The organism is Streptomyces sp. S.PNR 29 (genome assembly GCF_030386795.1).
Lineage (GTDB): Bacteria > Actinomycetota > Actinomycetes > Streptomycetales > Streptomycetaceae > Streptomyces.
In genome coordinates, this window is the sequence record NZ_JANUQM010000010.1 from 310100 (window position 1) to 329332 (window position 19233).

A 19233-nucleotide genomic window follows, 5' to 3' on the forward strand; every position below is an offset into this window, starting at 1 on the left:
TCCGGGAGCGGTTCCTAGCATCACCGGTGTTACATCAGTCATGTCACAGGGGGTTCGATGACGGCGGCACGCACACCCGCGCACGGCCCGCTCGCCGGCGTCCGCGTGCTGGAGCTGGCCGGCATCGGGCCCGGCCCCTTCGCCGCCATGCTGCTCGCCGACCTCGGCGCCGACGTCGTCCGCGTCGACCGCCCCGGCGGCACCGGCCTCGCCCTGAACCCCGAGCACGACGTCACCAACCGCAACAAACGCTCGGTGATCGTCGACCTGAAGTCCCCGGACGGCCCCGCCCGCGTCCTCGGCCTCGCCGCACGCGCCCACATCCTCATCGAGGGCTACCGCCCCGGCGTCGCCGAACGCCTCGGCGTCGGACCCGAGGACTGCCACGCCCGCAACGCCGCGCTCGTCTACGGCCGCATGACCGGCTGGGGCCAGCAGGGCCCCCTCGCCCACCGCGCCGGCCACGACATCGCGTACATCGCCCTCACCGGCACCCTCGGCATGATCGGCAGCCCGGACCAGCCGCCCGCCGTCCCGGCCAACCTCATCGGCGACTACGCGGGCGGCTCCCTCTACCTCGTCGTCGGCGTCCTCGCCGCCCTCCACCACGCGCGTGCGACCGGCACCGGCCAGGTCGTCGACGCCGCCATCGTCGACGGTGCCGCCCATCTCACCGCCATGATCCACGGCATGCTCGCCGCCGGCCGCTGGCAGGACCGCCGCGCCGCCAACCTCCTCGACGGCGGCTGTCCCTTCTACGGCACGTACGAGACGGCCGACGGCCAGTACATGGCGGTCGGCGCCCTGGAGCAGCAGTTCTACGACGAGTTCGTGCACCTGCTCGGCATCGCGGACAGCGCGCCGGCCCGCACGGACGTCACCCGATGGAGCGACCTGCGCGAGGCGGTGGCGGCCCGCTTCAAGACCCGTACGAGGGACGAGTGGACGGCCGTCTTCGAGGGAACCGACGCCTGCGTGGCCCCCGTCCTGTCGCTGCGCGAGGCCCCGCACCACCCGCACCTCGCCGCCCGTGGCACCTTCACCGACCATGGCGGCACCACCCAGCCCGCCCCCGCACCCCGCTTCTCCGTCACCCCCACCACCGTCCGTACCGGCCCCGCCCGCCCGGGCGCCGACACGGCGGACGTGGCCCGAGACTGGGACGTACCCGGTCTCCTGAACGACTGAATGAATGAGCGACTGAGCGACTGAGCGACTGAGCGACTGATCGACGACAGCTGACACCCGGCCCGCGGCGGCCCCGAGCCTGCCCACTCCCTGCCATCCGAAAGGCCTGATCCGTGAGCACCGAAGCGTATGTGTACGACGCGATCCGCACCCCGCGCGGGCGCGGCAAGGCGAACGGCGCCCTGCACGGCACGAAGCCCGTCGACCTGGTCGTCGGGCTCATCCACGAGATCCGCGCGCGTTTCCCGGAACTCGACCCGGCCGCGATCGACGACATCGTGCTCGGCGTCGTCGGCCCGGTCGGCGACCAGGGCTCCGACATCGCCCGGATCTCCGCCCTCGCCGCCGGGCTGCCGGACACGGTCGCGGGCGTGCAGGAGAACCGCTTCTGTGCCTCGGGCCTGGAGGCCGTCAACCTGGCCGCCGCCAAGGTGCGGTCGGGATGGGAGGACCTCGTGCTCGCGGGCGGCGTCGAGTCCATGTCCCGGGTGCCGATGGCCTCGGACGGCGGCGCCTGGTTCAACGACCCGATGACCAACATCGCCACCAACTTCGTGCCGCAGGGCATCGGCGCCGACCTGATCGCCACCATCGAGGGCTTCTCCCGCAGGGACGTCGACGAGTATGCGGCGCTGTCGCAGGAGCGCGCGGCCACGGCCTGGAAGGAGGGCCGCTTCGAGCGCTCCGTCGTGCCGGTCAGGGACCGCAACGGCCTGGTCGTCCTCGACCACGACGAGCACCTGCGCCCCGGTACCACCGCCGACTCCCTGGCGAAGCTGAAGCCGTCCTTCGCGGACATCGGAGAACTGGGCGGATTCGACGCCGTCGCCCTGCAGACGTACCACTGGGTCGAGAAGATCGACCACGTCCACCACGCGGGCAACTCCTCCGGCATCGTCGACGGCGCCTCGCTCGTCGCGATCGGCTCGAAGGAGGCCGGCGAGCGGTACGGTCTGCGGCCGCGTGCCCGGATCGTCTCGGCGGCGGTCTCCGGATCCGAGCCCACCATCATGCTCACCGGCCCCGCGCCCGCCACCCGCAAGGCGCTCGCCAAGGCCGGGCTGACCATCGACGACATCGACCTCGTCGAGATCAACGAGGCGTTCGCGGCGGTCGTGCTGCGCTTCGTGAAGGACATGGGCCTGTCCCTGGACAAGGTCAACGTCAACGGCGGCGCGATCGCCCTCGGCCACCCCCTCGGCGCCACCGGCGCGATGATCCTCGGCACGCTCGTCGACGAACTGGAACGCCAGGACAAGCGCTACGGACTCGTCACCCTGTGCGTGGGCGGCGGCATGGGCATCGCGACCATCGTCGAACGCATCTGACCCCCAGCGGCTTTCACCAGACTTCTACGGAGACCCTGTCATGACCGAGAGCACCACCATCCGCTGGGAACAGGACCGCACCGGCCTCGTCACCCTGGTCCTGGACGACCCCGACCAGTCCGCGAACACCATGAACCAGGCGTTCCGTGACTCGCTCCAGGTGGTCACCGACCGCCTGGAGGCCGAGAAGGACACCATCCGGGGCGTCATCATCACCTCCGCCAAGAAGACCTTCTTCGCCGGCGGCGACCTGCGCGACCTGATCCGGGTCACCCCGGAGACGGCCCAGGAGCTCTTCGACGGCGGTATGGCCATCAAGCGCAACCTGCGCCGCATCGAGACCCTCGGCAAGCCGGTCGTCGCGGCCCTCAACGGCGCGGCCCTGGGCGGCGGTTACGAGATCGCCCTCGCCTGCCACCACCGCGTCGCCCTCGACGCCCCCGGCTCCAAGATCGGCTGCCCCGAGGTCACCCTCGGCCTGCTCCCGGGGGGCGGCGGCGTCGTCCGCACGGTACGCCTGCTGGGCATCGCCGACGCGCTGCTGAAGGTGCTGTTGCAGGGCACCCAGTACAGCCCCCGGCGCGCCCTGGAGAACGGCCTGATCCACGAGGTGGCCGACACCCAGGAGGAACTGCTCGCCAAGGCCCGCGCCTTCATCGACGCCCACCCCGAGTCCCAGCAGCCCTGGGACCGGCCGGGCTACCGGATCCCCGGCGGCACCCCGGCCAACCCCAAGTTCGCGGCGAACCTGCCCGCCTTCCCGGCCACCCTGCGCAAGCAGACGAACGGCGCCCCCTACCCGGCCCCGCGCAACATCCTCGCGGCCGCCGTGGAGGGCTCCCAGGTCGACTTCGAGACCGCGCAGGTCATCGAGGCCCGCTACTTCGTCGAACTAGCGGCCGGACAGACGTCGAAGAACATGATCCAGGCGTTCTTCTTCGACCTCCAGGCCGTCAACTCCGGCGCCAACCGCCCCAAGGACATCGCATCGCGCAAGGTCCGCAAGGTCGCCGTCCTCGGCGCCGGCATGATGGGCGCGGGCATCGCCTACTCGTGTGCCCGCGCGGGCATCGACGTCGTCCTCAAGGACGTGTCCCTGGAAGCGGCCGTCAAGGGCAAGGGGTACTCCGAGAAACTGTGCGCCAAGGCCGTGTCCAAGGGCCGTACGACCCAGGAGAAGGCGGACGCGCTGCTCGCCCGCATCACCCCCACCGCCGAGGTGGCCGACCTCGCGGGCTGCGACGCGGTGATCGAGGCCGTCTTCGAGGACCCGGCCCTCAAGCACAAGGTGTTCCAGGAGATCCAGGACGTCGTGGCTCCCGACGCGCTGCTGTGCTCCAACACCTCCACCCTCCCCATCACCACCCTCGCCGAGGGCGTGGAGCGCCAGGCCGACTTCATCGGGCTGCACTTCTTCTCGCCTGTCGACAAGATGCCGCTCGTCGAGATCATCAAGGGCGAGCGAACGGGCGACGAGGCGCTGGCGCGCGCCTTCGACCTGGTCCGGCAGATCAAGAAGACCCCGATCGTCGTCAACGACTCGCGCGGCTTCTTCACCTCCCGCGTCATCGGGCACTTCATCAACGAGGGCGTGGCGATGGTCGGCGAGGGCATCGAGCCCGCCTCCGTGGAGCAGGCGGCGGCCCAGGCGGGCTACCCGGCCAAGGTGCTCGCCCTGATGGACGACCTGACGCTCACCCTGCCGCGCAAGATCCGCGGCGAGACCAAGCGGGCCGTCGAGGAGGCGGGCGGCACCTGGACCGCACACCCCGCGGAGGCGGTCATCGACCGCATGGTCGACGAGTTCGGCCGCACGGGGCGCAGCGGGGGAGCGGGCTTCTACGACTACGGGGACGACGGCAAGCGCCTCGGCCTGTGGCCGGGGCTGCGGGAGCACTTCACCCGGGACGGTGCGGAGATCCCCTTCAGGGACATGCAGGAGCGGATGCTCTTCTCCGAGGCCCTCGACACGGTCCGGCTGCTGGAGGAGGGCGTGCTGACCTCGGTCGCCGACGCCAACATCGGCTCCATCTTCGGCATCGGCTTCCCCGGCTGGACCGGCGGCGTGCTGCAGTACATCAACGGCTACGACGGTGGCCTGCCCGGTTTCCTGGCACGCGCGCGTGAACTCGCCGAGCGGTACGGCGAGCGCTTCACGCCCCCGGCGCTGCTGGTGGAGAAGGCTGAGAGGGGGGAGCGCTTCACCGACTCAGCCCGCCCGTGACGGTGCCTGTGACTGCGTGAGCCACTCGCCCAGCTCCTCCCGCAGCGACCGCTGGAACGTCGTCAGCAGCGCCTGCACCACCAGGGGGTGCATGTGCGCCGACAGGGACTTCGCATCCCGTGTGTCACGCTCCGACACCTCGCTGCGGAAGAGCCGGGAGAGTTCGTGGGCCGCGGCGCGCGAGTGTTCGATGAGAACCGTGCGCGCCGCGGCGATCGCCTCCTGGGAGAGCGGCACGTCCAGCAACCGGACACCGAGCCGGAGCAGACCGAGGTCGACACGGTAGGCGCCGCCCTCGGACCGGACCACGCCCATCGCGACGAGCCGCTCGACGTCGTCGTCGCCGAGCACCCGTCCGGCCCGCCGCTGAAGCTCCTCCCGGGGCATGGTCGCCTCGGTGTCCGGCGCCCAGGAGGCCACCACGGCCCGGTGGACGGCGAGATCATGGGGGGTCAGGTCGGGCGGCAGCTGCCGCAGGTACCTCTCGATGCCGGCCAGCGTCATGCCCTGGCCCTGCAACTCCTCGATCAGCGCCAGCCGGGCCAGGTGCTCCCTGCCGTAGTGACCGACCCGGCGGGGACCGATCACCGGCGGCGGCAGCAGGCCCCTGGTGCCGTAGAAGCGGACCGTGCGCACCGTGACGCCGGCCCGCGCGGCCAGCTCGTCGATCGTGAGGGTCGGCTCCTCGGCGTCGCTCGTCATGTGGAGCAGTATCGCTGTCCCACCAGTGCTGTGAAACCTCGCGGGCCCTCTGAACGACCACGAGGTGAACCTCCGGTGACCGTCGTGACCACAGCCGGTTGATCCTGTAAGAAGTCACGCTCTGTGACGCAAGCCACCGCATGCCGGTCGAGCCGTGTGGAAAGGTGCTCCGTCGGTCTGTGCCTTGATCCGAGAGCGCCGACCCAGGCACATCCGGACACCCGGGCGGGATCCGCCCGGGGCACCAGAGAGTGGAACCACCTGTGAGCAAGGACGCCGTGAACACGGCTACGGCCGTATCCCGCAGCGACGCGACCCCGACGCACGAGGACGCGGGCGACGCCGGCTACAGCAAGGGCCTCAAGGCCCGCCATGTCAACATGATCGCCATCGGCGGCGCCATCGGAACCGGACTGTTCCTGGGCGCCGGCGGCCGCCTGCACGACGCGGGCCCGGCGCTCGCGCTGGCCTACCTCGTCTGCGGTGTCTTCGCCTTCTTCGTCGTCCGCGCGCTCGGCGAGCTCGTCCTGTACCGGCCCTCGTCCGGCTCCTTCGTGTCGTACGCGCGCGAGTTCCTCGGCGAGAAGGGCGCGTACGTCGCCGGCTGGATGTACTTCCTCAACTGGTCCACGACCGGTATCGCCGACATCACCGCGATCGCGCTCTACACGCACTACTGGAGCCTGTTCACCGACATCCCGCAGTGGGTGCTCGCCCTGGTCGCTCTCGCGGTGGTCCTGGCGGTGAACCTCATCTCGGTGAAGATCTTCGGCGAGATGGAGTTCTGGTTCGCGATCATCAAGGTGGCCACCCTCGTCGGCTTCATGCTGATCGGCGTCTTCCTGCTGGCCACCCAGCACGAGGTGGGCGGCCGGACCCCGGGCGTGGGTGTCATCACCGACAACGGCGGCGTCCTCCCGCACGGCGTGATGCCCGTCGTGCTCGTCATGCAGGGCGTGATCTTCGCGTACGCCGCCCTGGAGCTGGTCGGCGTCGCCGCCGGGGAGACCGCCGAACCGGAGAAGGTCGTCCCCCGCGCGGTGAACTCGATCATGTGGCGGGTCGGCCTGTTCTACTGCGGCTCGGTCGTCCTGCTGGCCCTGCTGCTGCCGAACTCGGTCTACTCGGCCGGCGAGAGCCCCTTCGTGACCGTCCTGTCGAAGATCGGCGTCCCGGCGGCCGGAGATGTGATGAACCTGGTGGTCCTCACGGCCGCGATGTCGTCCCTGAACTCCGGCCTGTACTCCACCGGCCGCATCCTGCGCTCCATGGCCATGGCGGGCTCCGCGCCCAAGTTCACCCGCTTGATGAGCCGCAGCCAGGTCCCGTACGGCGGCATCCTGCTCACCTGCGCGGTGTGCGTGCTCGGCGTCGGCCTGAACTACCTCGTGCCGAGCCAGGCCTTCGAGATCGTGCTGAACGTCGCCTCCCTGGGCGTCATCAGCACCTGGGTGATCATCATGATCTGCCACCTGGTCTTCGTCCGCCGCGCCCGCGCGGGCCAGGTCACCCGCCCGCACTTCCGCCTCCCCGGCAGCCCCGTCACGGAGATCGCCACGATCGTCTTCCTGCTGGCCTGCCTCGGCATGATGTGGAACGACCCCGAGGTCGGCCGCAGCACCCTCCTGCTCATCCCCCTGATCGCGGCCATGCTGGTCGCCGGCTGGTTCGGCATCCGCCGCCGGGTGGCGCGGACGGCCGACCAGGAACTCTCCCAGTTCACGAAGTAGCAGGCGGGGCATCGGCGTGGGCCCCTGCCCGATCCGGCGCATACGCCGTCCCGGCCCACGCACGGTCGGGACGGCGCAGGCTTCGTCCTGGCCCACGCACGGTTGGGACGGCGCATGCGTCGTCCTGGCCCACGCGCCGCCCCGGCTCCCGCAGGGTGGTCGGGCTCACGTGCCGTGCTGGCCGTGCACCGTGCGGGTCATGCGTGGTCGTCGGGCCGCGTCCCGCCCGGCGGCCTGCGGCGGGCTTGCGCGCCGGACGACGTGGGGACAGCCGGACGGCGCATGGCCAGGACGGCGTTGACGGGGCCGGTCTCTTCCAGCAGCGACACGCGGCGTCAGCGTTCGTCGCCGTGGTCCTGCCCGCGCCCGTGCCCATGCACGTCGTTCGTCGCCGCGATCTTCTTCCACGACTTCGGCTGCACCGGCGCGGCCGACGCACCCGCGAGGGACGCGGCGCGTGCCGCGGACGCGTTCGGCTTCGACGGCTGGAACAGCCACGCGTCGAACAGCGCGGTCAGACTCTTGCCGGACACCTGCTCGGCGTACTTCTGGAAGTCGGCGACCGTCGCGTTGCCGTAGGCGTACTTCCGCGGCCAACCCTTCAGGACGGCGAAGAACGCCTCGTCCCCGATCTCATTGCGCAGCGCCTGGACGGCCAGCGCACCCCGGTCGTAGACGGCGGAGTGGAACTGGTTCTCCGGCCCCGGGTCACCGGGCCTGACCGTCCAGAACGGATCGTCGGCCGGGTGCGAGGCGTACACGTAGTCGGCGAGTTCCTGTGCCGTGCCCTCCCCCTCGTGCTCGGACCACAGCCACTCCGCGTACCGCGCGAAGCCCTCGTTGATCCAGATGTCCTTCCATCCGGCGACGGACACGAGGTCGCCGTACCACTGGTGGGCCAGTTCGTGCACGACCACGGAGGTGTTCGCCCCGCTGGTGAACCGCCGCGGGCTGTAGAACGGCCGGGTCTGCGTCTCCAGCGCGTACGAGGTGGTGGTGTTCGGAACATAGCCGCCGAGCGCGTTGTAGGGGTACGGCCCGAAGTATCCGGCCAGCCAGTCGGCGATCTCCCCGGTCCGCTCGATGCTCGCCCGCGCCGCCGCGTAGTTGTCGCCGAGGTCCTTGCTGTAGGCGTTGATGACCGGAATGCCACCCTCGGTCGTGCCGGTCGTGATGTCGAACCTGCCGACCGCCAGCGTGGCCAGGTACGGGGCCTGCGGTTTGTCGGACCGCCAGTTGTACCGCGTCCAGCCGATCCGTGAACTCGTCGACTGCAGCGTGCCGTTGGAGATGGCCTGCGATCCGTCGGGCACCAGGACCGACACGTCGTAGGTGGCCTTGTCGAGCGGGTGGTCGTTGCTCGGGAACCACCACCAGGCCGCCTCGGGCTCGTTCGCCGCGACACCGCCGTCCGGGGTGCGGTGCCAGCTGGTGAAGCCGTACGCCTGCTTCGACGAGGGCACCCCGCTGTAGCGGACGACGACCGTGACGGACGTGCCCTTGGGCAGCGGAGCCTTCGGAGTGATCTCCAGTTCGTGCTCGCCGGAGGTCGTGAACGACGCTTTGGCACCGTTCACACGAACCTCACTGACGTCCAGCAGGAAGTCGAGGTTGAACCGCGACAGGTCCTGCGTGGTCCGGGCCAGGAGGGTCGCCGTCCCCTGCAGCTCGTCCGTGGCCGGCTGGTACTTCAGCCGCAGGTCGTAGTGGGAGACGTCGTATCCGCCGTTGCCGTAGGCCGGGTAATAGGGGTCGCCGATGCCCGGAGCACCAGGGGAGTAGCTCGCGGCCGATGCCGGGATCGCCAGCAGCAGGGAGGCCGAGGCGAGCGCGCCCGGTGCGAGGATTCTGCGGTGCACGAAAGCTCCAAGTCGTAGGGTCGGGAAGCCTGTTCGAAGCCTATTGATTCCCTGTGTCCCCGGGCGTGTCCATGGCCCCCACCGTCACACGATCGCCATTCGGCCGTCATGGGCCGACCGGCCCGCAGGCGCTCACCGGCCCCACGACACGCCTGGTTGCCCTCTTCTGCGGGGGAGTTGACCGATGTACCGTCCCGCGCATGCCGACTCGCATGCGCTTCACGATCTGGAGACCGCTCGCGGCGGTGGCCACGACCGCCCTGGTGGCCGCCTTCCTCACGCCCGCCGCGGCGCACGCCGCCCCGCGCGAGAGCAAGCCCGTCTACTCGTACGACAACGCCATCCGCGAGGCCGTCTGGGTGGACACCGGACTCGACGGGGACGGCGACGGAAAGACCGACCGCGTCGCCGTCGACATCGTCCGCCCGCGCGAACCCGCCCAGCAGGGCCGCAAGGTCCCGGTCATCATGGACGCCAGCCCGTACTACTCCTGCTGCGGCCGCGGCAACGAGAGCCAGAAGAAGACGTACGACGCCGACGGCAACGTCGTCCGGATGCCGTTGTTCTACGACAACTATTTCGTGCCGCGTGGCTACGCCTTCGTCGGCGTCGACCTCGCCGGCACCAACCGCTCCGACGGCTGCGCCGACGTCGGCGGCCGCTCCGACATCCAGTCCGCGAAGGCCGTCGTCGACTGGTTCAACGGCCGGGCCAGGGCGTACACCACCCGCACCGGCACCGTCCGCGCCAAGGCCGGCTGGACCAACGGCAGGACCGGCATGATCGGCAAGAGCTGGGACGGGACAGTAGCCAACGGCGTCGCCGCCACCGGGGTCGAGGGCCTGGAGACCATCGTCCCGATCAGCGCCATCTCCACCTGGTACGAGTACTACTTCACCAAGGGCGCCCCGCTGTACAACTCCGGCCCCGACTGGCTGTCCGACTACGTCGACAGCCCCGACGCGCGCGCCAGGTGCGCCGCGGTCCAGCAGAAGCTCGTCGACGGCGCCCCGCGCACCGGAGACTGGACGCCGCTGTGGACCGAGCGCGACTACGTGAAGGCCGCGAGCCGGGTGAAGGCGAGCGTCTTCCTGATCCACGGTCAGCAGGACCTGAACGTGCGGATGCAGCACGTCGGCCCGTGGTGGGACGCCCTCGCGAAGAACGGCGTCGAGCGCAAGATCTGGCTCTCCCAGACCGGCCACGTCGACCCCTTCGACTTCCGCCGCGCCGCCTGGGTGGACACCCTGCACCGCTGGTTCGACCACGAACTCCTCGGCTACGACAACGGCATCGACCGTGAGCCCATGGCCGACATCGAGCGCCACCCCGACCAGTGGGTCACCTCGAAGAGCTGGCCGCCGCGCGGCACCGGCACCGCGACCCTGCGTCCCGCCCAGGGCACCCGGCCGGGCGTCGGCACACTCGGCCTGACCAGAGGCCACGGCACCGAGACCCTCACCGACGACCCACGGCTGAGCGAGACCGAATGGGCCGCTCAAATCGACAAGTCGACACCGGAGAAGGCGGGTTTCGTCACCGGCCCGCTCACCCGGGACCTGCGCCTGTCCGGCTCCTCCGAGGTCACCGTCACCGCGACGCCCAGCACCCCGACGGCGCACCTCTCCGCCGTCCTCGTCGACCTCGGGCCCGACACCATCCGCGACTACGCCGCGAGCGGCGAGGGCATCACCACCCTCACCGACCGCACCTGCTGGGGCGCGAGCACATCGGGCGACAGCGCCTGCTTCAAGGAGACCCGGGCCAGGACCGCCGACGTCGACTACACGGTGGTCAGCCGCGGCTGGGCGGACCTCGGCAACCACGCCTCGGACCGCAAGGGCGTCCCGCTCACCCCGGGCAAGGCCTACACCATCACCCTCGACCTCGCGGCCACCGACCACGTGATCCCCAAGGGCCACCGCCTGGCGCTGATCGTTGCGGGCACCGACAAGGACCTCATCGACCCACCCGCCGACCGGCCGACCCTCACGCTCGACCTGTCCCGCACGTCGGCCCGCGTCCCGTTCGTCGGCAAAGCCGCCGCGTTCGCCCGCGCCACCGCCGGCTCGCAGTCCGCCGCCCCCGAGGCCACGGCGCTGGACGGCGTACGGCCGCCGCGCACCGCCCACCGCATCCCGGAGGGAGGCCGATGATCCGCTTACTCACCACAGCGGCCGTCGCCGCGTCCCTGATGGCGGGCCCGGCCCACGCGGCCGACTCCTCGCCGCCGCGCACCGGCTTCGAGCAGTCGAACGGCGCCCGCTGGACCACCCAGCCCGAGGAGCGGGCCTTCCTCGCCGCCGTCGACCGGGCGAGCAGCCGGGTCTCCATGACCACCATCGGCACCACGAAGCAGGGCCGCCCGCTCCAGCTCGTACGGGTCGGCACCCGCCCCGCCCCGAACACGGTTCTCCTGGTGTGCAGCCAGCACGGCGACGAGCCGTCCGGCCGCGAGGCCTGCCTCACCACCGTCCGCGACCTGGCCTACGCCGACGACCGGCGGACCCGGCGCTTCCTGGACCGCACGACCGTGCTGGTCCTCCCCACCGCCAACCCCGACGGGCGGGCCGCCGACACCCGCGGCAACAGCGACGGAGTGGACGTCAACCGCGACCACCTCTCCCTGAAGACCGCCGAGGCGCGGGCGCTGGCCGGGGTCATCCGTGACCAACGTCCCGACGTGGTGTACGACCTGCACGAGTACGGAGCCACGCCCCCGTACTACGACAAGGACCTCTTCGACCTGTGGCCGCGCAACCTCAACACGGACCCGGCCGTCCACGACGAGGCCCAGACCCTGTCCCGGGACTACGTCCGCCCCACCGCGGGGCGCGCCGGATACTCCACCGGCACGTACGGCATCTGGACCGACCCCGTCACCGGCGACCCGGTCAAACAGACCGCCGGTGACGGCCAGGAGCGCATCCTGCGAAACATGTCCGGCATCAAACACGCGGTCGGCCTGCTCATCGAAAGCCGCGTCGAGGCGCTCACCGACGTGCGCGAAGCGGTCAACAACCGGCGCCGGGTGAACTCCCAGCTGGCGGCGCTGAACGGCTTGTTCGATTTCGCCGACGAGCGGCGCCGCCGGATCGAGGTGACGACGGCCACGGCCCGGCTCGCGGGCCACCGCGACACGGGGCCGGTCCACCTCGGCGGCGCCGACAACGACCCGCCCGAGCCCTCGGAAGTGATCCAGGATCCGCCCTGCGGCTACCGGCTCACCGCCGCCCAGTACACGGACGTGAAGGACGAACTCGCCCTGCATGGAGTGAGGACGTCAGGCACCTACGTCCCCCTCCGCCAGTCCCTGCGCGCCCTGGTCCCCCTGCTCCTCGACGCCCGCGCGCCGTACCACCTCACGGCCGGTGAGCCCGTCACCGACTGCTGAACTCAGGGGGAGGCGGCCAGCCCGGCCGCCTCCTCCGCGCAGCCCCAGGCCACGGTGACGCCCGCGCCGCCGTGGCCGTAGTTGTGCACCAGCACCCGCCCGTCCGGCAGTGGTTCGCGCTCCAGCCGCACCGCGTCCCGCACGGGCCGCAGCCCCACCCGGTGCTCCAGGACGCGCGCCCCGGCGATCTCCGGCCGCAGCGCCGCGCAGCGCCGCACGATCGCCTCCGCCGCCGCCGGATCCGGCTCCAGGGACCACACGTCCTCTTCGGATGTGCCGCCCAGCACGAGCCGCCCGGGCTGCGGGAAGAAGTACGCCATCTCCCCGGAAGGGGCGGTGGAGACCAGCCAGGTGCGGATGCCCGGGTTCTCCACGAGGACCAGCTGCCCGCGCACCGGACGCACGGCCGGATCCGGCACCAGCTCCCGGGCGGCCAGGCCCGTGCAGTTGACCACGACCGGAGCGTCGGCCTCCGCGAACCCGGGGGACACCGCTCGCGTCTCCACCACCCCGCCCGCGTTCAGCAACCGCTCCCGCAGCCACGGCAGATGGGTCGCCATGTCGATGAGCGGCAGCCGTGCCCACAGCCCGGCCCCGCCGTACTCCTCAGGTGTCGCGGCACGCAGCCCCGGCAGCCGCGCGGACGCCCACGCGCCGACCTCGTCCAGCGCGGTCTCGCCCAGTACCCCTTCGACCATCCGTACGCCGGTCGCCTCGGGCCGCGCGGCCAGCTCCTCGTACACGTCCAGGGAGCGCAAGGCCCAGCCGCGCGCCGACGCGACGGGCTCGACGTGGTACGGCCACCACAGTGCCCCCGCAACGGCCGAGGTGGTCCCCTCGACCGGCTCCCGCGTCCACACCCGCACGCGCCGGCCGCGCTCGGCGAGGACGACGGCCGTGGTCAGCCCGACGATTCCACCGCCGACCACGACGACATCGCCACTGTGTTCGTATCCCATGCGGGGACGTTAGCGGAATATGTCATGCCGCGCTCACCTACGTCCCGTTCCGGGAATACTCGCAGCATGTCTGCCGAGTACGCGACCTTCGGCCTGGCACCGGCGATGCGGGCCGGTGGAGTCCTCGCCAACGGTGACTACCAGGTCCACCGGGAGTTCATGGACTTCGTGGTCGACGGGCGCCCGCTGCTGTTCCAGCTCTCCGACCTGGACGCCGTCTCCCCGCTCGCCTCCGACGTCCCGCCCGCGATCTTCACCGCGCAGGTCCGGGGCCTGCTCCTGGAGACGGAGCCACCGTTACCGGACGGCCGGTACGTCATCTACGGCTGTCCGGAGTGCGAGGACCTGGCGTGCGGCGCCGTGACCGCCGTCATCGAGCGGGACGGCGACGACGTCGTCTGGCGGGACTTCGCCTGGCAGACCGGCACCCGCGCCGACCTGGAGCTCAACGGCTACCACGGCATCGGCCCGTTCCGCTTCCACGGCGCCGAGTACCGCGCGGCCCTGGGCCCCCTCCTGGACGGCACCGGCCAGGGGCCCCGCCGCCGGGTCCTCCTGATCGGCGCCCGCGTCGCCCTCCTCGCCAAGCTCGCCGCCGCGCTGCGCACCATCGGCATCGGCGCCGACATCACCCGCGACGCCGGCGACGTCCCCGCCGACGAACTGCGCGCCTACGGCGCCGTCGCCTTCGGCCGCGCGATCACCGCGGAAGAACGCACCGCCGTACGCCGCGCCTTCGAACGGGCCGGGGTCGAGGTGGCCTACGTCGACGGACTCGCTCCGATCGTGCCGCTTCTCGTCGCCCAGATCGAACACGCCCTGGACCGCAGCCCGGCGGAACAACGCCGCCTCACTCGCCTGGTCGCCGCCGACGGCGAGGCGGACGTCGAGGTCACCTCACCCTGCCGGGTCCGTCTCACCGCGTACCGCCTCGACCGCCTGTACCGCACCCACACCCACGAACTCTTCGACGGCGTCCTCGAACCGGGCAGCCACCGCATCGCCCTGGACGCGAAAGCGGTGAAGGGGGAGTCCTTCGTGGTGGCACGGGCGTCGGGAAGCGTGCTGGTGGAGGCGATGACACACGGAGAAACCGGGAGGCACGCAGCGAAGGCCGGCCGTTAGGATCTGCGGTCTGATGACTGCCACCCTCGTCGCCAAGAACCTCGCCGCCGGCCACGGCGACCGCTCCCTGTTCACCGGGCTCGACCTCGTCGTCGCGCCCGGGGACGTGATCGGACTGGTCGGAGCCAACGGCGCGGGCAAGTCCACGCTGCTCAGGATGCTCGCCGGGCTTCTCGCCCCGGAACAGGGCGAGCTGCGCCTCTCCCCGCCGACCGCGACCGTCGGCCACCTGCCGCAGGAGCCGGAGCGCAGGCCCGGCGAGACCGTACGGGAATTCCTGGCCCGGCGTACCGGCGTCGCCGACGCGCAGCGGGCGATGGACGAGGCGACCCAGGCACTGGTCGACGGCGCCCCCGGTGCCGACGACGCGTACGCGACGAGCCTGGAGCGCTGGCTGGCGCTGGGCGGCGCCGACCTCGACGACCGCGCGGAGGAGGTCGCCGACTCGCTGGGCCTGGCCGTCGACCTGGGCCAGCCGATGACGTCCCTGTCCGGCGGCCAGGCGGCACGAGCCGGACTGGCGTCGCTGCTGCTCTCCCGCTACGACGTGTTCCTGCTGGACGAACCGACGAACGACCTCGACCTGGACGGCCTGGAGCGACTGGAGCACTTCGTCGCCGGCCTGCGCGCCGGAACGGTCGTCGTCAGCCACGACCGGGAGTTCCTCGCCCGCACCGTCACCAAGGTCCTCGAACTCGACCTGGCCCAGCGGCAGATCAACCTCTACGGCGGCGGCTACGAGGCCTACCTGGAGGAGCGGGAGGTGGCCCGCCGGCACGCCCGGGGCGAGTACGAGGAGTACGCCGACAAGAAGGCGGCCCTCCAGGAGCGGGCGCAGATGCAGCGCGCCTGGATGGACAAGGGCGTGAAGAACGCCCGCCGCAAGGCGGGCGACAACGACAAGACCGGCCGCAAGTTCCGCAGCGAGTCCAGCGAGAAGCAGGCCGCGAAGGCCCGCCAGACGCAGCGCATGATCGAGCGCCTGGAGGTCGTCGAGGAGCCGCGCAAGGAGTGGGAGCTGCGTATGGAGATCGCGGCCGCACCGCGGTCGGGCGCGGTCGTCGCCACGCTCCGGGACGCGGAGGTGCGGCGCGGCGACTTCGTCCTCGGCCCGGTGTCGTTGCAGATCGACTGGGCGGACCGGGTGGCGGTCACGGGCGCGAACGGAGCCGGCAAGTCCACGCTGCTCGGCGCCCTGCTGGGCCGCGTCCCGCTCGACGCCGGACACGCGGCCCTGGGCTCGGGGGTCCTCCTCGGCGAGGTCGACCAGGCCCGCCAACTGTTCCACGGCCCGGAGTCCCTGCTGGACGCCTTCTGCGCTGCCGTCCCCGACACGGAACCCGTCGAAGTCCGCACCCTCCTGGCCAAGTTCGGTCTGAAGCAGGACCACGTCCTGCGCCCGGCGGCCACCCTCTCCCCGGGCGAACGCACAAGGGCGGCCCTGGCCCTGCTCCAGGGCCGAGGCGTCAACCTCCTGGTCCTGGACGAGCCGACCAACCACCTCGACCTGCCCGCCATCGAGCAGCTGGAGTCGGCCCTCGACTCCTACGAGGGCACGTTGCTCCTGGTCACCCACGACCGGCGGATGCTGGACGCGGTACGGGTGACGCGGCGCCTGGAGGTCGCGGACGGCAAGGTGACGGAGCGCTAACGGGGCGTCAGGCGCGCGGCCAGCCCCGGGTAGTGGGTCACGAAGCCGTCGCCGTCGAACTCCAGATCGCTGCGGAACTCGCCGGACGCGTAGCGGACCCGCCCACCGCCGTCGGTCCGCGCGAGGTGGGTGTAGGTCTGCCGGGACCGCCGGACCGTCAGACCCGGCACCGACACCCAGGCCATCAAGAACTCCTGCTCGCCGGGGGAGCGGTGCAGCCCGTGACGGAGCACCGGCATGGTGTTCGTCAGCGGGCACAGGCCCAGATCGCAGTCGAGGGCGCCGTCCATGTCCGGCAGCCGCTCCCCGTCGGCCGTCCACCCGCCCCGGCCGTCGTGCCGCAGATCGAGGGTGCGGGTGCGGGCCGCCGTCTCCGCCGTCACCAGCAGCCGGCGCGTCACGAAGCCCTCACCTGTGTCGAGCTCGTACGAGATCCAGTACGGCTCGGGTGCGGTCCCGACCGCCCGGCCGCGGGCGCGCAGGGTGTCGCCGTCGACGTCGATCCAGGCGGTCTCGTAGCCCCGGCTCGCCGTGACGTCCCAGGTGAGTACGCGCGAAGTGGTCATACCGCCACCCTACGAGCAGCACCGGGCCCGGGCCCCCGGGGGACGCACGGGGAGCCCGGGCCCGGGACGGGTCAGCGCCCGCCGCGCTTCGGGTCGACGAGGCCCGCGCGGCGCAGGGCGTCGGCCATGGCGCTGTTGGCGGGCGGGGGCGCCTGGCGGGAGCCGCCGCCACCGCCGCGGCCCTGGCGCTGCTGCGGCGGACGCCCGCCGCGCTGCCGGCGCTCACCGGGTGCCTGGCCCTGCGGGGCCGCCTCGTCGTCCAGGCGCAGCGTCAGCGAGATCCGCTTGCGCGGAATGTCGACGTCGAGGACCTTCACCTTGACGATGTCCCCGGGCTTCACCACGTCCCTCGGGTCCTTCACGAAGGTCTTCGACATCGCGGAGACATGGACCAGCCCGTCCTGGTGCACACCCACGTCCACGAACGCCCCGAAGGCGGCGACGTTGGTCACGACGCCTTCCAGGATCATCCCGGCGGACAGGTCGGAGATCTTCTCCACGCCCTCCTTGAAGGTGGCCGTCCTGAAGGCGGGCCGTGGGTCGCGCCCGGGCTTCTCCAGCTCCTTCAGGATGTCGGTGACGGTCGGCAGGCCGAACGTCTCGTCCACGAACTGCTGCGGCTTCAGCGAGCGCAGGACGGACGTGTTGCCGATGAGGGAGGCGACTTCCTGACCGGTCGTCTTCACCATGCGCCGTACGACCGGGTAGGCCTCCGGGTGCACGCTGGAGGCGTCCAGCGGGTCGTCCCCGCCCCGGATCCGCAGGAAGCCCGCACACTGCTCGTACGCCTTCGGGCCCAGCCGCGGCACCTTCTTCAGCTCCGACCGGGACTTGAACGGCCCGTTGGCGTCCCGGTGCGCCACGATGTTCTCCGCGAGCCCGGAGGTGATGCCGGACACCCGGGCGAGCAGCGGCGCGGATGCCGTGTTGACGTCCACGCCCACGCCGTTCACACAGTCCTCGACCACCGCGTCCAGCGAGCGGGACAGCTTCACCTCGGACAGGTCGTGCTGGTACTGCCCGACGCCGATCGACTTCGGGTCGATCTTCACCAGCTCGGCCAGCGGGTCCTGCAGCCGGCGGGCGATGGAGACCGCGCCGCGCAGCGACACGTCCAGGTCCGGCAGCTCCTGGGAGGCGAAGGCGGAGGCGGAGTACACGGAGGCGCCGGCCTCGGACACCATCACCTTGGTGAGCTTCAGCTCGGGGTGCTTGGCGATGAGCTCACCGGCCAGCTTGTCGGTCTCGCGGGAGGCCGTGCCGTTGCCGATGGCGACCAGTTCGACGGAGTGCTCCTCGGCGAGCCGCGCCAGCTTGGCGATCGCCTCGTCCCACTTGTTGGCCGGGACGTGCGGGTAGATCACGTCCGTGGCCACGACCTTGCCGGTCGCGTCGACCACGGCGACCTTCACACCCGTACGGAACCCGGGGTCGAGGCCGAGCGTCGCGCGGGTGCCGGCCGGGGCGGCGAGCAGCAGGTCGCGCAGGTTCGCCGCGAAGACGTTCACGGCCTCGTCCTCGGCGGCCGTGCGCAGCCGCAGCCTGAGGTCGATGCCGAGGTGCACCAGGATGCGGGTGCGCCAGGCCCAGCGGACCGTGTCCTGCAGCCACTTGTCGGCGGGGCGGCCGCGGTCGGCGATCCCGAAGCGGTGCGCGACGATGCCCTCGTACGAGGACGGCCCGTCCGTGGGCTCCTCGGGCTCCAGGACGAGGTCGAGGACCTCCTCCTTCTCGCCGCGCAGCATCGCCAGGATCCGGTGCGAGGGCAGCTCGGTGAACGGCTCGGCGAAGTCGAAGTAGTCGGCGAACTTGGCGCCCGCCTCCTCCTTGCCCTCCCGTACCTTGGCGGCCAGCCGCCCGCGCACCCACATGCGCTCGCGCAGCTCGCCGATCAGGTCGGCGTCCTCCGAGAACTTCTCGGTGAGGATCGCCCGGGCGCCGTCCAGGGCGGCCTGCGCATCGGCGACGCCCTTGTCGGCGTCGACGAAGGCGGCGGCCGCGGCGAGGGGCTCGACGCCCGGGTCACCGAGCAGCCCCTCCGCCAGCGGCTCAAGCCCCGCCTCGCGCGCGATCTGCGCCTTCGTACGCCGCTTGGGCTTGTACGGCAGGTAGATGTCCTCCAGGCGCGCCTTGGTCTCCGCGCCGCGGATCCGCGCCTCCAGTTCCTCGGTGAGCTTGCCCTGCTCGCGCACCGAGTCGAGGATCGCCGTCCGCCGCTCCTCCAGCTCCCGCAGGTAGCGCAGCCGCTCCTCGATCACGCGCAGCTGCGCGTCGTCGAGCATCTCGGTCGCTTCCTTGCGGTAGCGGGCGATGAAGGGCACCGTCGAACCGCCGTCGAGCAGCTCCACGGCAGCCTTTACCTGCCGCTCCCGTACGCCGAGCTCCTCGGCGATCCTGCCTTCGATGGACCCTACGAGGGGTGTCGTCACGATCCCTTACCGCCTTCTCACTGAGGTTGCGCGGCAATTGTGGCAGGTGACACCGACACTCGGGGATCAGGGCGCGGC

At 71.5% G+C, this 19233-nt stretch carries 14 protein-coding genes; 8 read left to right on the forward strand and 6 right to left on the reverse strand.

The window, feature by feature from the left end:
* Positions 1-57 precede the first annotated feature (57 nt).
* From NW895_RS26940 to NW895_RS26950, 3 genes are all read left to right on the forward strand, one after another.
* Positions 58-1188, forward strand: coding sequence for a CaiB/BaiF CoA-transferase family protein (locus NW895_RS26940; RefSeq protein WP_289938687.1), 1131 nt, complete (start codon positions 58-60; stop codon positions 1186-1188).
* Positions 1189-1301: 113 nt separating this feature from the next.
* Positions 1302-2516 carry an acetyl-CoA C-acetyltransferase gene (locus tag NW895_RS26945; protein ID WP_289938688.1) on the forward strand — a complete coding sequence of 405 codons (1215 nt, stop codon included), beginning with the start codon at positions 1302-1304 and terminating at the stop codon, positions 2514-2516.
* Positions 2517-2556: 40 nt separating this feature from the next.
* On the forward strand, positions 2557-4740 hold the full coding sequence (locus NW895_RS26950) for a 3-hydroxyacyl-CoA dehydrogenase NAD-binding domain-containing protein (protein WP_289938690.1): 2184 nt from the start codon (positions 2557-2559) through the stop codon (positions 4738-4740).
* Here NW895_RS26950 and NW895_RS26955 read toward each other — a convergent pair.
* Positions 4726-5442 (reverse strand): MerR family transcriptional regulator, encoded by a 717-nt coding sequence (locus NW895_RS26955; protein ID WP_289938691.1) that lies wholly within the window; start codon positions 5440-5442, stop codon positions 4726-4728. The two genes, NW895_RS26950 and NW895_RS26955, sit on opposite strands and share 15 nt — an antisense overlap.
* A 263-nt stretch (positions 5443-5705) precedes the next feature.
* Here NW895_RS26955 and NW895_RS26960 point away from each other — a divergent pair, with 263 nt between their 5' ends.
* Positions 5706-7172 (forward strand): amino acid permease, encoded by a 1467-nt coding sequence (locus NW895_RS26960; RefSeq protein ID WP_289938692.1) that lies wholly within the window; start codon positions 5706-5708, stop codon positions 7170-7172.
* A 197-nt stretch (positions 7173-7369) separates the two neighbouring features.
* Here the strand turns inward: NW895_RS26960 and NW895_RS26965 are convergent, their stop codons facing one another.
* Positions 7370-7501 carry a hypothetical protein gene (locus tag NW895_RS26965; RefSeq protein WP_289938693.1) on the reverse strand — a complete coding sequence of 44 codons (132 nt, stop codon included), beginning with the start codon at positions 7499-7501 and terminating at the stop codon, positions 7370-7372.
* 6 nt (positions 7502-7507) lie between these two features.
* Positions 7508-9031, reverse strand: a complete 1524-nt coding sequence (locus NW895_RS26970) for a M1 family metallopeptidase (RefSeq protein ID WP_289938694.1) — start codon at positions 9029-9031, stop codon at positions 7508-7510.
* A gap of 200 nt (positions 9032-9231) precedes the next feature.
* Between NW895_RS26970 and NW895_RS26975 the strand changes: the two genes are divergently transcribed.
* Positions 9232-11187 carry a Xaa-Pro dipeptidyl-peptidase gene (locus tag NW895_RS26975; RefSeq protein ID WP_289938695.1) on the forward strand — a complete coding sequence of 652 codons (1956 nt, stop codon included), beginning with the start codon at positions 9232-9234 and terminating at the stop codon, positions 11185-11187.
* Positions 11184-12425, forward strand: coding sequence for a M14 family metallocarboxypeptidase (locus NW895_RS26980; protein WP_289938696.1), 1242 nt, complete (start codon positions 11184-11186; stop codon positions 12423-12425). Before NW895_RS26975 ends, NW895_RS26980 begins: the two co-directional genes overlap by 4 nt.
* A gap of 2 nt (positions 12426-12427) precedes the next feature.
* Here NW895_RS26980 and NW895_RS26985 read toward each other — a convergent pair whose 3' ends face one another.
* On the reverse strand, positions 12428-13384 hold the full coding sequence (locus NW895_RS26985; protein ID WP_289938697.1) for an FAD-dependent oxidoreductase: 957 nt from the start codon (positions 13382-13384) through the stop codon (positions 12428-12430).
* 66 nt (positions 13385-13450) lie between these two features.
* Here NW895_RS26985 and NW895_RS26990 point away from each other — a divergent pair, with 66 nt between their 5' ends.
* Entirely contained in the window at positions 13451-14509 is a 1059-nt protein-coding gene (locus tag NW895_RS26990; RefSeq protein ID WP_289938698.1) for an oxidoreductase, read from the forward strand.
* Between the two features lie 13 nt (positions 14510-14522).
* The gene (locus NW895_RS26995) at positions 14523-16160 is read left to right on the forward strand and encodes an ABC-F family ATP-binding cassette domain-containing protein (RefSeq protein ID WP_289938700.1); all 1638 of its coding nucleotides are present in this window, start codon (positions 14523-14525) and stop codon (positions 16158-16160) included.
* On the opposite strand, the gene NW895_RS27000 is transcribed toward NW895_RS26995, so the two are convergent.
* Complete coding sequence (locus NW895_RS27000) at positions 16157-16726, reverse strand: putative glycolipid-binding domain-containing protein (RefSeq protein ID WP_289938701.1); 570 nt, start codon at positions 16724-16726, stop codon at positions 16157-16159. The genes NW895_RS26995 and NW895_RS27000 overlap by 4 nt on opposite strands.
* A gap of 71 nt (positions 16727-16797) precedes the next feature.
* Positions 16798-19155: a Tex family protein gene (locus NW895_RS27005; RefSeq protein WP_289938702.1), complete on the reverse strand. Its 2358-nt coding sequence runs from the start codon at positions 19153-19155 to the stop codon at positions 16798-16800.
* Positions 19156-19233 lie beyond the last annotated feature (78 nt).

Bases quoted from the DNA above. Each gene is read 5' to 3' on its own strand.
- NW895_RS26985 (WP_289938697.1), bottom strand. From the start codon at position 13,384: ATGGGATACGAACACAGTGGCGATGTCGTCGTGGTCGGCGGTGGAATC.
- NW895_RS26990 (WP_289938698.1), top strand. From the start codon at position 13,451: ATGTCTGCCGAGTACGCGACCTTCGGCCTGGCACCGGCGATGCGGGCC.
- NW895_RS27000 (WP_289938701.1), bottom strand. From the start codon at position 16,726: ATGACCACTTCGCGCGTACTCACCTGGGACGTCACGGCGAGCCGGGGC.
- NW895_RS26995 (WP_289938700.1), top strand. From the start codon at position 14,523: ATGACTGCCACCCTCGTCGCCAAGAACCTCGCCGCCGGCCACGGCGAC.
- NW895_RS26980 (WP_289938696.1), top strand. From the start codon at position 11,184: ATGATCCGCTTACTCACCACAGCGGCCGTCGCCGCGTCCCTGATGGCG.
- NW895_RS26955 (WP_289938691.1), bottom strand. From the start codon at position 5,442: ATGACGAGCGACGCCGAGGAGCCGACCCTCACGATCGACGAGCTGGCC.
- NW895_RS26940 (WP_289938687.1), top strand. From the start codon at position 58: ATGACGGCGGCACGCACACCCGCGCACGGCCCGCTCGCCGGCGTCCGC.
- NW895_RS26975 (WP_289938695.1), top strand. From the start codon at position 9,232: ATGCCGACTCGCATGCGCTTCACGATCTGGAGACCGCTCGCGGCGGTG.
- NW895_RS26950 (WP_289938690.1), top strand. From the start codon at position 2,557: ATGACCGAGAGCACCACCATCCGCTGGGAACAGGACCGCACCGGCCTC.